At 66.6% G+C, this 14,068-nt stretch carries 11 protein-coding genes; 5 read left to right on the top strand and 6 right to left on the bottom strand.

What is annotated here, in order from left to right; all coding sequences use genetic code 11:
• Window positions 1–260: 260 nt before the first annotated feature.
• Complete coding sequence (locus ACIP0B_RS01885) at window positions 261–6,662, bottom strand: amino acid adenylation domain-containing protein (protein WP_400829345.1); 6,402 nt, start codon at window positions 6,660–6,662, stop codon at window positions 261–263.
• A gap of 474 nt (window positions 6,663–7,136) precedes the next feature.
• Between ACIP0B_RS01885 and ACIP0B_RS01880 the strand changes: the two genes are divergently transcribed.
• The 4 genes from ACIP0B_RS01880 to ACIP0B_RS01865 all read left to right on the top strand — a co-directional run bounded on the left by ACIP0B_RS01880 (window position 7,137) and on the right by ACIP0B_RS01865 (window position 10,638).
• The gene (locus tag ACIP0B_RS01880) at window positions 7,137–7,931 is read left to right on the top strand and encodes a helix-turn-helix transcriptional regulator (RefSeq protein WP_400829343.1); all 795 of its coding nucleotides are present in this window, start codon (window positions 7,137–7,139) and stop codon (window positions 7,929–7,931) included.
• A gap of 68 nt (window positions 7,932–7,999) precedes the next feature.
• Window positions 8,000–9,412 carry an efflux transporter outer membrane subunit gene (locus tag ACIP0B_RS01875; RefSeq protein WP_400829341.1) on the top strand — a complete coding sequence of 471 codons (1,413 nt, stop codon included), beginning with the start codon at window positions 8,000–8,002 and terminating at the stop codon, window positions 9,410–9,412.
• A 141-nt stretch (window positions 9,413–9,553) separates the two neighbouring features.
• On the top strand, window positions 9,554–10,159 hold the full coding sequence (locus ACIP0B_RS01870; RefSeq protein ID WP_400829340.1) for an SCO family protein: 606 nt from the start codon (window positions 9,554–9,556) through the stop codon (window positions 10,157–10,159).
• On the top strand, window positions 10,159–10,638 hold the full coding sequence (locus tag ACIP0B_RS01865) for a copper chaperone PCu(A)C (protein WP_400829339.1): 480 nt from the start codon (window positions 10,159–10,161) through the stop codon (window positions 10,636–10,638). The genes ACIP0B_RS01870 and ACIP0B_RS01865 overlap by 1 nt, the downstream gene beginning before the upstream one ends.
• 50 nt (window positions 10,639–10,688) lie before the next feature.
• On the opposite strand, the gene ACIP0B_RS01860 is transcribed toward ACIP0B_RS01865, so the two are convergent.
• The 4 genes from ACIP0B_RS01860 to ACIP0B_RS01845 all read right to left on the bottom strand — a co-directional run bounded on the left by ACIP0B_RS01860 (window position 10,689) and on the right by ACIP0B_RS01845 (window position 13,051).
• Window positions 10,689–11,105 carry an organic hydroperoxide resistance protein gene (locus ACIP0B_RS01860; RefSeq protein ID WP_400829337.1) on the bottom strand — a complete coding sequence of 139 codons (417 nt, stop codon included), beginning with the start codon at window positions 11,103–11,105 and terminating at the stop codon, window positions 10,689–10,691.
• A gap of 161 nt (window positions 11,106–11,266) precedes the next feature.
• Window positions 11,267–12,280, bottom strand: coding sequence for an ABC transporter substrate-binding protein (locus ACIP0B_RS01855; protein WP_400829335.1), 1,014 nt, complete (start codon window positions 12,278–12,280; stop codon window positions 11,267–11,269).
• A 127-nt stretch (window positions 12,281–12,407) separates the two neighbouring features.
• Window positions 12,408–12,605: a hypothetical protein gene (locus ACIP0B_RS01850; protein WP_085586371.1), complete on the bottom strand. Its 198-nt coding sequence runs from the start codon at window positions 12,603–12,605 to the stop codon at window positions 12,408–12,410.
• The gene (locus ACIP0B_RS01845; protein ID WP_170930065.1) at window positions 12,602–13,051 is read right to left on the bottom strand and encodes a hypothetical protein; all 450 of its coding nucleotides are present in this window, start codon (window positions 13,049–13,051) and stop codon (window positions 12,602–12,604) included. Before ACIP0B_RS01845 ends, ACIP0B_RS01850 begins: the two co-directional genes overlap by 4 nt.
• A 433-nt stretch (window positions 13,052–13,484) precedes the next feature.
• Here ACIP0B_RS01845 and ACIP0B_RS01840 point away from each other — a divergent pair, with 433 nt between their 5' ends.
• Window positions 13,485–13,754 (top strand): hypothetical protein, encoded by a 270-nt coding sequence (locus ACIP0B_RS01840; protein ID WP_400829333.1) that lies wholly within the window; start codon window positions 13,485–13,487, stop codon window positions 13,752–13,754.
• 27 nt (window positions 13,755–13,781) lie between these two features.
• On the opposite strand, the gene ACIP0B_RS01835 is transcribed toward ACIP0B_RS01840, so the two are convergent.
• Window positions 13,782–13,964, bottom strand: a complete 183-nt coding sequence (locus ACIP0B_RS01835; RefSeq protein WP_400829331.1) for a hypothetical protein — start codon at window positions 13,962–13,964, stop codon at window positions 13,782–13,784.
• Between the last annotated feature and the right edge of the window lie 104 nt (window positions 13,965–14,068).

The following is a 14,068-nucleotide window of genomic DNA, read 5'->3' as shown; positions in this document are numbered from 1 at the left end:
GTCCGTGCCCGCTGCGCACAGCCTGGGAAAGCTAAAACATCGGGCCCCGTGGGGCTGACATGGGAAGCGGGGACATGTCCCGCGGGCTCCCGCCGACAGGCGAAGCAGGCCCCTGCGGCGAGGGAGCTTGCTCCCGCTGGACTGCGAAGCAGGCCCCTGCGCGCTCAAGACACACAGAAAGGGCCGCTGCGCGCCCCAGCGGGAGCAAGCTCCCTCGCCACAGTTCCCCTTGCCACAGGCTCCCGTACCGCCGGGGACGGTCAGAGCCGCCGCTTGCGGTCGAGCACCGGAATGGTGGTCTGCGGGATGTCCACCTGCCGGGCCTGGCCGTGGGTGTGCGCCGCCAGGGCCGCCAGCGTCGGCTGGCTGAACAGCGTGCGCGCATCCACGTGCAGCCCGGCCTGGCGCATGCGCGCCACCAGGCTCACCGCCAGCAGCGAATGCCCGCCGAGCTCGAAGAAGTGGTCGTTGCGCCCGACCTGATCCAGGCCGAGCACGTCGGCCCAGATCTGCGCCAGGCGGGTCTCCACATCGCCCTGCGGCGCCTCGTAGAGACGGCTGAGCACCGCCTCCGACCCCGGAGCAGGCAAGGCCTTGCGGTCGACCTTGTCGTTGGGGGTCAGGGGCAGCGCGTCCAGCCTCACATAGGCCCCCGGCGCCATGAACTCGGGCAGGCGCTCCAGCACATGGGCGCGCAAGGCCTCGATGGTCGGCGACACGAAACCCTCGCGCACGGTGAAGTACGCCACCAGCCGCTCATCGCGCACCGTCACCACCGCTTGGCGCACCGCCGGGTGCTCGGTCAGCCGCGCCTCGATCTCGCCCGGCTCCAGACGCAGGCCGCGCAGCTTGATCTGGAAGTCGTTGCGCCCGAGGAACTCCAAGTGGCCGTCCGCGCGGTAGCGCACCAGGTCGCCGGTGCGGTAGAGCCGGTCGCCCGGCACGAACGGACTGTCGATGAAGCGTTCGGCCTGCATCTGCGCCAACCCCAGGTAGCCCCGCGCAACGCCGACGCCGCCGATGTGCAACTGGCCGCCGACGCCCATCGGCACCGGTTGGTCGCGGGCATCGAGGACGTACAGGCGAGTGTTGCTCAGGGCCTTGCCGATGGGGATCACGCTGTCCGGCACCGGCTCGTGGGGCTCCAGTGTCCAGCCGGTGCTGTCCACCGTGGTTTCGGTCGGGCCGTACACGTTGTGCAGGCGCACCCACGGCAGGCGTCGGCGCACGGCACGGGCCAGCGCGACGGTCAGTTCGCCGCCGCCGTTGAGCACGTCGGTGAGGCTGGTGCACTGGCTGACGTCGTCCTGCTCGATGAACTGCTGCAGCAGCGCCGGCACAAACTTGACCACAGTGACGCCCTGCTCGCGGATCGCCTGCGTCACATAGGCCGAATCGCGGTTGCCGTCGGGCCGCGCCAGCACCAGGCGCAAGCCTGCGCACAGCGGCCAGAAGATCTCCCACACCGAACTGTCGAAGCTGAACGGCGCCTTCTGCAGCAGCGCGCCCTGCTCCGTCGGCGGGCTGATCCGCGAGCCCCAGTGCACCATGTTGCACAGGCTGCGGTGCTCCACCATCACCCCCTTCGGCGTGCCGGTGGAGCCTGAGGTGTAAATCACGTACGCCAGGTGCGAAGCGCTCAGGCCCGGCACCTGCGGATCGCCGGCCGGCGCATCTTGCCAACCGCCCCGGTCGATCTCGATCAGCGGCACGCCGGGCTCGCCGAGCAGCTGACGGGTCGCCCCGTGCACCAGCAGCGCCACCGGCGCGCTGTCCTGCAGCATGTAGCGCAGGCGTTCCAGCGGGTAGTCCGGATCCAGCGGCACATAGGCGCCGCCGGCCTTGAGGATGGCGAGCAGGCCGATCACCAGTTCCAGGCTGCGCCCGACGCAGATCGCCACCCGCGAATCCGGCTGCACGCCGAGCGTGCGCAGGTGATGGGCGAGACGGTTGGCCCGTTCGTTCAGTTCGCGGTACGTGAGGGCCTGCCCTTCGAACTGCAGCGCGACGGCGTCCGGCCGGCGCCGCACCTGCGCCTCGAACAGGACATGGGCGGGCTGTTCGAGCGGACAATCCACTTCGGTGGCATTGAGCCCGACCAGCAGTTGCCCAAGCTCTGCCGGCGGCAACACCGGCAGTCGGTTCACGGCCAGTTGCGGGTTCTGCTCCAGGGCCTCGACCAGCGCCTTCAATGCGGTCTGCGCGTACTCGCCGATCCGCTGCGCACCGATGCCCGCCACCGCCCGGGTGGTCAGGCGCATGCCGTCGCCCAGGTCATCGACGCTGAGGGTCATCGGGTAGTTGGTGCGCTCCTCGTTGGCCAGGGTCTCGATGCCCGCCCACGCCTGAACGGCAGACGCGTCCTGCGTGCGTTCGTCCGTGTGCCGGTAGTTGAGCAGCGCACTGAACAGCGGCGACGGCGACGCCACCCCGCTGCAGCGCTGGGCCAGCGCCAGCGACGCGTGCTCATGCCCCAGCAGCGCCGTCAGCCGGGCGTGGGTCGCCTGCACGGCGGCGCGCACGCCCAGGTTCACATCGACGCGCAGCGGCAGCGAGTTGATGAACACCCCCAGCGCCCGGTCGGCGCCCTCGCCGCCCTGCATCCGGCCCATCAGCACGGTGCCGAACACCACCCGCTCCTGTCCGGAGGTCGCCGCCAGCACCCGTGCCCATGTCAGGTGCAGCAGGCTCGCCACGCTCACCCCCAGTTGCCGGGCCTGCGCACGCAAGCGAAGGTCCAGGTCCGCCGGCAGCGCCTGCTGCGACTCTTCGATGCCGCGTCCGTCGCCCTGCACGTTCTGCAGGCCGAAGGGCAGCGTCGGCTCGTCGATGTCGCCGAGCATCTCGCGGAAGAACGCTTCGTGCTCCTCTTCGCTGACGCCCAACCGGGCCTGGGCCACATAGTTGCGGTACGGCACCGCCGGCGCCGGCGGCTCGCTCAGGCCCAGCAGGCTGGCCTGCATTTCTGCGCGCATCACCTCCAGCGCGATGTGATCCATGGCCAGGTGATGGAACAGCAGGATCGCGACGATCCGTCCATGGGCCGGATCCTGCGCGTGGATCAGCCGGATCAAGGGTGCCCGGCTGATGTCGAGGCGGTAGCGGCGGGCGTCGAAGCGCTCGTGCAACTGGCCCAGGATGTCCCCCTGCGCCGGGTCGAGGACAACTTCCTCCACCGGCAGTTCGGCCGAGCGCCACACCACCTGCACCGCAGCGTCCAGCCCTTCCCAGAGCACGGCGGTGCGCAGGATGTCGTGACGCGCCATAACCCCGCGCAGCGCCTGCGCAAAGGCGTCGAGACGCTCGGCGCCGTCGAACGCCAGATGCGATTGCAGCAGGTACGGATCGCCCTGCTGCGCCGTGATGTGGTGATAGAGGATGCCCTCCTGCAACGGCGCCAGCGGGTAGATGTCCTGCACGTTGGCCGCGCCGCCGGGCACCGTGGCGACGATCCTGTCGAGGGCCGCCTGATCCAGTCGCACCAGCGCCAGCATGTCCGGCGTGAGGTGCGTGCAGCCGGGCGCGATGCGGTTGGCCGGCACTTCGACCTCACGGCCGCTGCCCACCGCCGCCGCGAGGGCGGCCAGGGTCGGCTGACCGAACAGCACGCGCACGTCGCTGCTCAGGCCGGCCTGGCGCATGCGCTCGATGAGCCCGACCGCCAGCAGCGAATGCCCGCCCAGTTCGAAGAAATGGTCGTGACGCCCCACCCGCTCGACCTGCAGCACTTCGGCCCACAGCTGCGCCAGCAGGGTTTCGGTGTCGCCCAGCGGCGCTTCGTATTCGCGGCGGACCTGCGCCTCCGGCCCCGGATCCGGCAAGGCCTGGCGGTCCAGTTTGCCGTTGGCGGTCAGCGGCAGCGCCTCCAGACGCACGTAGGCCCCCGGCAGCAGCGTGCTCGGCAGGCGGGCCTTGAGGTGTTCGTGCAGCTCGCGGATGTCCAGCGCCCGGCCCTCGGTGAACCAGGCCAGCAACTGGCCGTCGCGCACCTGCACCACGGCCTCGCGCACGGCGTCGTGGCTAAGCAGCGCCGCCTCGATCTCGCCGGGCTCGATGCGCACGCCGCGCAGCTTCACCTGATCGTCGTTGCGCCCCAGGTATTCGAGGGTGCCGTCGTTGCGCCAACGGGCGAGGTCGCCGGTGCGGTACATCCGCCCTTCGGCGAACGGGTTGTCGAGGAAGCGCTCGGCCGTGAGTTCGGGTCGGTTCAGGTAGCCACGGGCGACGCCTGCGCCACCGACATACAGCTCACCGGCCACGCCGACCGGCACCGGGCGCTGCCGGTCGTCGAGCAGGTGCACCGTGCCGTTGGCGATCGGCTTGCCGATGTGCAGGGGCTGGCCTGCCGCGACCCGCCCGGAGGTGGCGACCACCGTGGCTTCGGTCGGGCCGTAGTTGTTGACCACCTCGAACGTCTGCTCGCGGTCGAAACGGCGCAGCCGGTCCCCACCGATCAGCAGCGTGCGCAAGGTGGGATGGCCGAGCTGACGGCTGAAGGCGTATTCGGCGACCGGCGTCGGCAGGAAACTCACGTCCAAAGGTTGCGCACGCCACCAGTCGAGCAGCGCGTCGATGTCTTCGCCGCCCTCCTGGAGCGGGGCCAGGTGCAGGGTCGCGCCGACGCACAGCGCCGGCCAGATTTCCCAGGCCATGGCGTCGAAGCCGAACCCGGCCAGGCTCGACGCATGGCTGCCGGCGCGCAGGCCGAAGGCTTCGCAGTGCCAGTCGATCAGGTTCGACAGGGTGCGGTGCTCGACCATCACGCCCTTGGGCAGGCCGGTGGAGCCGGAGGTGTAGATCACGTAGGCCAGGTGCCGGTCGGTGAGCGCCGGCACATCGGGCCTGGCCGGGTTGATCGGCCAGCGGCGCCGGTCCAGCTCAACCACCGGCACGGCGGAGGTCGGCAAGCGCTCGCGCAGATCGCTCTGGGTCAGCACCGCCACAGGAGCGCTGTCCTCCAGCAGATAGCGCAGACGCTCGGCCGGGTGCGCCGGATCCACCGGCACATACCCGGCGCCCGCCTTGAGGATCGCCAGCAGGCCGACCAGAGTGTCCAGCCCGCGACGGGCGACCACCGCCACCCGGTCGTCGGGCCGCACGCCGAGGCCGATCAGATGATGGGCCAACGCGTTGGCCTGCCCGTCCAGGTCGGCGTAGGTCAGCGGCCTGCCTTCATGAATGGCCGCCAGGGCCTGCGGACGCTCCGCCGCCTGCGCCTCGAAGCGCCATTGCACGGGCTGGCCCCGGCGGAAGTCGGTGCGGGTATTGTTCCAGCGCTGCAGCAACGCCGTTTCCGCCGGTGTGCCCAGGCTGAAGCCGTTCACCGCCAGGGCGGGATCCTCCAGCCCTTGCTCCAGCACCCACAGCAGGCGCTCGGCCAGGGCCTGGATGTCGTCGGCGTCGAAATAGGCTTCGTTGTAGACCAGGTACAGGCTGTCCTTTTCGTTGCTGCGGTTGCTCAGCAGATGGACCGACAGCGGCGTGCCCTCCTCGTGGTTCGAGACTTTGACCACCTCCCCTCGGGCCTCGCCGTAGCGGTATTCGTGGATGTCCTGCTCATAGGACACCGTCAGCTCGAACAGCTGCGAGCGATCCTCGCGCAGCAAGCCCAACGCCCGGTTCATCTCGCTGAGGGGAAAGCGCTGGTGGCGGAAGTCCTGTTTCAGCTCATCGCGGATCGCCACGATCAACTGGCTGAACGACAACTCGCGGCCGAAACCCATGCGAACCGCGCTGACCTGAGTGAACAGACCGAGGGTGGACTTGAAGCGGGCGCCGGAGCGGTTGAGCAATGGCACCCCCACCACCCATTCGTCGCGCTGGGCGGTGCGGCTGAAATAGACGTGCATCGCCGCCAGCAGCACATGGAACGCCGAGGCGCCGTATTCCCGCGCCACCTGTTTCATGCGCTCGTGCAGGCTGACGGGGAACGGCTGGGAAAAGATCCGGCTCGGCGCCGCTGCCGGCCCGTGGCGTTCCTGATGACGGGGCAACAGCAGGCGCTCGGGCACGTGGCGGTACTTGTCCAGCCAGTAGGCACGGTCTTGCGCGTACCGCGCACTGCCGTGATAGCGCGCATCGTCGAGGATGAAGTCAACGTAGGACGGCGCCTCTTGGGGCGGCTGATCGCCGCGGGCCAGCGCGTTGTAGATCTCGTCCAGCGACTTGAGCATCTCGCCGAACCCCCAGCCGTCGGTGATCAGGTGGTGGGCCAGGATCGACAGCCAGTGCCGTTGCGGGCCGAGCCGAATCAGCAGGAAACGGAACAGCGGCCCGCCGTCCAGCGTGAAGGGCTGCTCGATGCGCTCCTGGATCAGCGCCCGCGCCGCCGCTTCAGGGTCGGGATGGCTGGAGAAGTCGTGGAGCGGCATCGGCGCCGGCAGCGACCGCGCAAAGCGCTGCAGCGGCATGCCCTGCTCGCCCGCCCCCGGCAGCAGGATCGTGCGCACGGCATCGTGACGGGCCACCAGACGTTCGAGCGCCGCCTGCATCAGTTCAGGCTCCAGCGGGCCGCTCAGGTCGACATAGCCGCCGATGTTGTACAGCGGCGAATCGCCCTGACGCAGTTGATCGAGCCAGATGTCACTCTGGGCGGCGGTCAGCGCAAAGGTTTCGGCGGTCGCGGACAGTCCGTCCGCCGCATCGGCAGCAAATGAGTTCATAAGATCCTTCTCATGTGATTGTGCGGGTATTCAAGCATCGGCCCCGCAGCCCGCGTGACACGTGAAACCCGGACACCCCTGGCCGGCCGAAGTCCGGCCGTGTTCCCTTGCGCAGCGCAGGCTTCAGCGCCCCCTCCTCAAGTTCCGAAAGGAAAGGCTGAAAATCCTGTAGGACAATTGCCATACATTCCGCAGGCTCCAGAGCTCACCGTAACGCTCGACTGCGCTGAACCCCCCGGTTTACGGGCTCTGGAATTAACCGTTCAGTCACTTGTGTTGCTATCGATCCTAATTCACGTAGGAATCATGGACGCGCCAATTCAGAAAAGATGGCAATTTGTGTCCCCGCTTTCCCTTACAGACGCAAGACAAACCCATAGGCTTAAATCCCGTTTCAAGGAGAAACGGTGACTTGCAGGCGCGTGTGCACGGCAGACGATTCGGTAATGGCGTTAAATCAAGGATGACAAAGATATGAATCTGACCGGCAGTATCCGCAACACGGAAAACCCGCACTTCTACTGGCAATTGGGGGAGCTGATCGCCAGCACCGGGGACGAGCGCTTCGCCACCAACATGTTCCAGCTGGTCGATACCCTGGTGCCGGTCAACCGGGTCGACCTGAGCGAATGGACGCTGGACGAACGTCAGGCCAGCGTGGTCGAAGTCAAGGCGCTGGGCAGCGCCGGCCAGCCGCAGACGTTCCCGCCCCCGGATCCCTTGCAGCGCCCGGACGAACACCCGCTGCTGCAGAAAATGATCGAGATGAACGACTCGCTGCTGATTCAGCTCAAAGCCTCGCTCCCGCACCGCCACCCGCACTTGGGTGTCCATCAGTGCAATCTGGTGTCGCGCAATTCCAACCGCCGCTGCGTCATCTCGTTCTGCCGCCCCCATACGCACCGGGTGTTTTCCCTGCCGGAACTGTCGTTTCTCAAGAGCCTGTCCGACACCCTGCTGCCGCTGATCGAGCGCCATGCCCAGATCAGCCGGCAAGCCATCGCCCGGCAGCCGCGGCCGCCCGTGGCCGACCAAGACCTGGCCCCGTTGCAGCAGGTGTTCGACGAACGCCTGACGCTTTGCGAAATCAATCTGTCGGTGCGGGAAAAGGAAGTCTGCCTGGGCCTGCTCACCGGCGGCACCGTGCCGCAGTTGGCCGAGCGGCTGCGGGTGAAGAACAGTTCGGTCGAGACCTACCTCAAACGCGCAGCCGCCAAGCTCGGCGTCAGCGGACGGCACGGTCTGGCGAAATGGATGGCCGGCGCCTGACCCGGTGATCCGCCCCTTGCGGGCGCACGCTCGTCGGTGCCCGCCCCTTGCGTAGATGAGGCTGTCGGATGTCCAGGTTGTCCCTTTCCCTGCTGTGCGCCGCCCTGCTGCTGGGCGGCTGTTCGTTGATGCCCGAGTACCGGCGACCCGATTCGCCTGCGGCGGCGCACTATCCGCAAGGGCCCGCCTACGCGGCGCCGACGCGGCCGGCGGCAACCGTCGATGACTGGCGGGGGCTGTTCAATGACCCGGCCCTGGAGCAGTTGATCGACAGCGCCCTGCTCAACAACCGCGACCTGCGGGTGGCGGCGCTCAACGTCGAGGCCTTTCAGGCGCAGTACCGGATCCAGCGCGCCGACCTCTTCCCGGCGGTGTCGGCCACCGGCAGCGAGCTGCGCCGGCGCATGCCGCCCAGCGTCACCCAGACCAAGGCGATGATCACCTCGACCTACTCGGTGAACCTCGGGGTCAGCGCCTACGAGCTGGACTTCTTCGGCCGGGTGCGCAGCCTCAGCGAGCAGGCGCTGATGACCTGGCTGTCCACCGAAGAGGCACGGCGCAGCGCGCAGTTGAGCCTGGTGGCCAACGTCGCCAGCGCCTACCTGACCTGGCGCGCCGACCAGGAGCTGCTGGCCCTGGCCCGGGAAACCCTGGCCGCCGACGAACAGAGCCTGCGCCTGACCACCCGCAGCCGCGAGGCGGGCAAATCGTCGGCGCTGGAGCAGATCCAGGCGCAGACCAGCGTCGACAGCACCCGCGCCAGCCTGGCGCGCTATCAGCGGCAAGTGGCCCAGGACCTGAACAGCCTGACGCTGCTGGTGGGGGCGCCGATCCCCGAACACTTGCCGGCATTGCCGCTGGCCAATGACCTTGTGACGCAATTGCCGGCGGGGTTGCCGTCGGACCTGCTGCAGCGCCGCCCGGACATCCTTCAGGCCGAGTACAAGCTCAAGGCGGCCAACGCCAACATCGGCGCGGCGCGGGCGGCGTTCTTCCCCAGCGTCAGCCTGACCGCCAATGCCGGGACATCCAGCACCGACCTGGCCGGGCTGTTCAAGGGCGGCTCCGGCGCCTGGACGTTCCAGCCGCAGCTCAGCCTGCCGATCTTCAACGCCGGCAGCCTGCGCGCCAGCCTGGACTACGCGAAGCTGCAAAAGGACATCACGGTGGCCGAGTACGAAAAGTCGATCCAGACCGCGTTTCAGGAAGTGGCTGACGGCCTCGCGGCGCGCAAGACCTATCAGGATCAGCTTCAGGCCCAGCACGATCTGGTGCAGGCCACCCAGGACTACTACGACATGGCGCAGCACCGCTACCTGAGCGGCGTCGACAGCAGCCTGACGTTCCTCGACGCCCAGCGCTCGCTGTTCAGTTCCCAGCAGGGCCTGATCAACGACCGGCTGGCGCAACTGGTCGCCGAAGTGAACCTGTACACCGCGCTTGGCGGAGGCTGGAAGGCGCCGTCGGACACCGCCCGCTGATCGCGGCCATTTGTCGCACCATGTGTCTAGACCGCCGTTCGGCAGCCGGGAGCGCTCCCCGTTTTGCTATCATGCGCCGCTTTTACGGTAACCCCGCCCGGACGGCTGCACGCCGACGGGCTCGCAAAGGGCGCTAAATCAATGACCGCTTTGTTGACTCGCCGCAAGGTGCTGGCAGGCATGGGCGTGCTGGGCCTGGGCCTGCTCGCCGGCTGCGACACCCGTGGCGAACTGTCGTACAAGTACGGCAAGGATCTGAGCAACAAGATCCTGGGACGCACCTTCAAGCTCAAGGACACCGAAGGCAACACCCTGACGCTGTCGAGCTTTCGCGGCATGATGCCGATGGTCTTCTTCGGCTTCACCCAGTGCCCGGCCATCTGCCCCACCACGCTTGCCCGCGCGGCGAAGATCAAGAAGCTGATGGGCAAGGACGGCGACCGCCTGCAAGTGATCTTCATCACCCTGGATCCCGAGCGCGACACGCCGCAGATCCTCGACACCTACGTCAAGGCCTTCGACCCGAGCTTCGTCGCGCTGTACGGCACGCTGGAAGAGACCAAGGCCACCGCCAAGGAATTCGACGTGTTCTTCGAGAAGGTGCCGGCCGGCGACACCTACACGATCTCCCACACCGCCACCAGTTACGTCTACGACTCCCGGGGCGAGCTGCGCCTGGGCCTGTCCCAATCGCTTTCGGCACAAGAGTGCACGGAAGATTTGCTTACCGTTATGGAGGTCTGCTGATGCACCCCGTTCTGAACACCCTCAAACGCGCCGCTTTCGCCCTGTCCCTGCTGGGCCTGGCTTTCCAGGCGTCGGCGCAGACCAAGGTCGATGACGCCTGGGTGCGTGCGACCGTCGCCAGCCAGTCGGCGACCGGCGCATTCATGACCGTCACTGCCGACAGCGACAGCAAACTGGTCAGCGTGGCGTCGCCGGTGGCCAAGGACGTGCAGATCCACGAGATGAGCATGAAGGACGACGTGATGAAGATGGGCCCGGTGTCCTCCGTCGACCTGCCGGCCGGCAAGGCCGTCACCTTTGACCCGAACGGCTACCACGTGATGCTGATGGGCCTGACCGGCCAGGTGAAGGAAGGCGACAGCGTGCCGCTGACCCTGACCGTCGAGAACGCCAAGGGCGAGAAGGAAAAGGTTGAAGTGAAGGCCGCCGTGCGTTCGCTGACCCACATGGAAGGCCACGATCACAGCAAGATGCATTGATCCCCGGCTGAAGCGGCCCGCCCGCGCAACGCGGGCGGGCCGCCTGGGGCTCAAACCAGTTTCACCTCGACCTGGATGTTGTTGCGCGTGGCCTTGGAATACGGGCACACCTGATGCGCATCCTCCACCAGTTTCTGCGCGGCGGCGCGCTCCATCCCCGGCAGGCTCACATTGAGCCGCGCCTGCAGCAGATACCCTCCGGCATTGGTGCCCAGGTCCACTTCGGCATCCACGGCCACATCGGCGGGAATGCTGATCTTCTGTTGCGCCCCCACCGCCTTCATCGCGCCGATGAAGCACGCCGACCAGCCGGCGGCGAACAGTTGTTCCGGATTGGTGCCGCCGCCGTTGCTGCCGGGCGACGACAGCTTCACGTCGAGGATCCCGTCGGAACTGCGCGAGGCGCCGTCACGTCCGCCGGTGGTGTGGGTCTTTGCGGTGTACAGCACTTTTTCGATCTGGCTCATGGCGATCTCCTGATTCGGTGGCACAGCGTGTCGTCTCGGCGCACCCCGTCATGACCTTCAGGCACGCCACCCCTTCGCACAGCCTTCTCACTATAGACGCGGGTTCGCATCACGCCTGCGAAGCGGACGTGCGGGATTCGGGCCGAGCCGGATGCCCAGGCCTACTTCAGGTCCGCGGCCACCTTGTCCGCCACATCCTTGGGCAACCACGCCTGCCACACCTGCGGATGATCCCGCATGAACGCCAGCGCCGCCTCACGCGGCGGCGTGTGCTTCTCGCTCATGTCGGCGAGGGCCTTGTTCAGCGCATCGATGGGAAAATCGACCTTGGCGAAGAACGCGGCGATCTCCGGATGCGCCTTCTGGAACGGCGCCGACACGCCGATCGACAGCTTCGAGGCCAGCGAACGGGTCGGTTTCGGATTGGGGTTGTCGGCGTCGGTCAGGGTCTTCCAGGCTTCGGCGTCGAAGGGCGGTTCCTGCAGTTGGATCAGCTTGAACTTGCCGAGCAGCGGCGTCGGCGACCAGTAATAGAACAGCACCGGCTTGCCCCGGCGGATCGAGGAGCTGATTTCCGCATCCAGGGCCGCGCCGGAGCCGCTGCGAAAGTTGGTGTAGGCGTCCTGCAGCCCGTAGGCGATCAGCTTCTGCTTGTTCACCACTTCCGAGGTCCAGCCGATCGGGCTGTTGAGGAAACGTCCCTTGGCCGGGTTCTCGGGATCCTTGAACACATCCTTGTACTTGATCAGGTCGCCGACGCTGCGCAGGTCCGGCGCCAGCGGCTTGATGCCCTTGGCCGCATCGCCCTTGACCACGTACTCCGGCACCCACCAGCCTTCGGTGGCGCCCTTGACCGTGTCGCCCAGGCTCGCGACCTTGCCTTCGGCCTCGGCCTTGACCCACACCGGGCTGCGGCCGGCCCATTCCTCGCCGATGACCTGGATGTCGTTGTTGGCCAGCGCCGTCTCCAGGGTGATGGTGGTGCCCGGCAAGGTGTCGGTGGGCAAGCCGTAGCCTTTCTCGACGATGATCCGCAGCACGTCGGTGATCAGGCTGCCGCTCTCCCAGTTCAGGTCGGCGAAATGGATCGGCGTTTGCGCAGCGTTCGCCGCCGGCGCCGCCAGCAGGACCCATGCGCTCAGGCAGGCGAAGAACCACTGTCGAAATCCGTTCATGCGTTGCACCTCGTGCTGTTCACAGCAATGGCAGGACGGCCTGACAGAAGACCGCAAGCCTCTGAATACTCAGTCAACTGACTGTAGACGAGGTTCCTGCTTTTTCAGGGCATGACACGGACGAGGATCAGTTTTCAGACATTTCCTGCAAGCGCTGCAACTCGCGTCTGACCATGCTGGCGTATTCGGCCGGGCGCAGGCCGTAGATCTGCGAGGCCACCCAACCGAGCCAGGCGCCTTTCAGCTCAGCCTTCGCGGCATACAGCCTGCGGGCCTCCTCACGGGCGCGGTCGAGGTGCTGCCCATGAAAGTCGGCACGGCTCACTCGCTGGCCTTGAACGTCACCAGTTCGCCCTTGCGCCACTTGGCGGCCTTGGCGGTGACGGCCTTGAGGGTCTTGGTCAGGCCTTCGGTCAACTGCGCGTGGGCGGCAAACACCGTCACCACGTTGTGGCCTTCCTTGAACACGATGGCATGGCCGTCGGCGGTGGTGACGAAGGCGTAGTCGCCCAGGCCGTACACCACCAGTTTGATGTCGCGAAAGCGGATGTCGAACTTGCCGCCTTCACGGCTGGGCAGCACGGACGCGCTGAAATGATCGCCGACCTTGAGCTTGAGCCCCGGCTTGTCGTCCACCACCAGGGCGCTTTCGGTGTCGATTTCGGCCACATAAATGCCTTCGGCGTTTTGCTCGGTGACGTACACAAAACGCGATTGGAACTGCTTGACCAGCTTTGCCCGCAAATCGCCCAGCACGAACAAGGCATGCATATCGAGGTTACTGACTGCCAAAGAAACATCCCCACACTTGAATAGAGTGCCGCACGCCAGAAAACGCGCACGGCAAAAAAATGACGGCCGGGCCGACGGTGTTGCCGAATGAATCAGGTGAAAGCCTGAGCGGGGCAGCGCGCCCCTTCATCGCGAGGTTCGGTAAGACTAACGGAATGCCGCTCGCGGAATCTGCCCTGAAGTTCGCCGGACGTTGAAGGAAAACGCCTCGCCAGGGGCCGGACAAAACCGACTACGAACTTTAGGGAAAAAACTTACTAAAAAAAGCACTTTTCCGACATATCGCCGGTAAAAAATCGCTTTAGATAAACAACGTTCGCCAACAGGCATTGGCGATTCTAGAGCACCGAGGCTCGATACGACTACCCGCAACGGCAAACCAACGCCGATCCGACCATGAAAAGGACTTCACATGTGCACACTGACCCACTTCGCCCTCCCCGCGCAATCCCGCCCCGATGCGCTGCTGTTCTCGCCAACCTTGGACGGGCAAGGCCTGCCGGCAGATGAACCCGCGCCGCACGGGCCGCTCTATCGCGTGGTGCCCGCCGGAACCGGGTTCTTTCATATCAAGGAAACTTCGACGGGCCATGTAAGAGGTTTCCGCAGGGATCACAATCAGGCCTGCGCCCTCGCCCGCGCAATGGAAACGCAGGCCCTGCGCCCGCAGGCCGGTCTGTAGCCGCCATCCGTGCAGGCTGCCTTCAGGTCAGGCGTCCAGTTGCGCCAGCCAGGCAGCCTTGCACTCCTCCGCTTCGTCACGGCTGGCGAACGCCGTTCCGCGGGGCTCGCCGTCGAGCAGCACCACCCAGCACACACGCTGCCCCTGCGCGCGCAAGCCGGCGGGCACCGCGCTGCCGATCACCGCTGCCACATCGACCCTGCATCGCATGTTGACCTCCCAAACTCATTAGCAACCTAACAATATAGGCATGTTAATGGCTCCGCCCGAGAGGATACAGCCGTCAAGGTGCACAGCTTCGTTGCAGGTGCAGC

Origin of the sequence: Pseudomonas sp. NPDC089534 (assembly GCF_044749305.1) — a bacterium.
Taxonomy (GTDB): Bacteria; Pseudomonadota; Gammaproteobacteria; order Pseudomonadales; family Pseudomonadaceae; genus Aquipseudomonas; species Aquipseudomonas ekonensis.
Note: the sequence above shows the minus strand (reverse complement) of the source record. Positions and strands in the feature narration are given on the sequence as shown.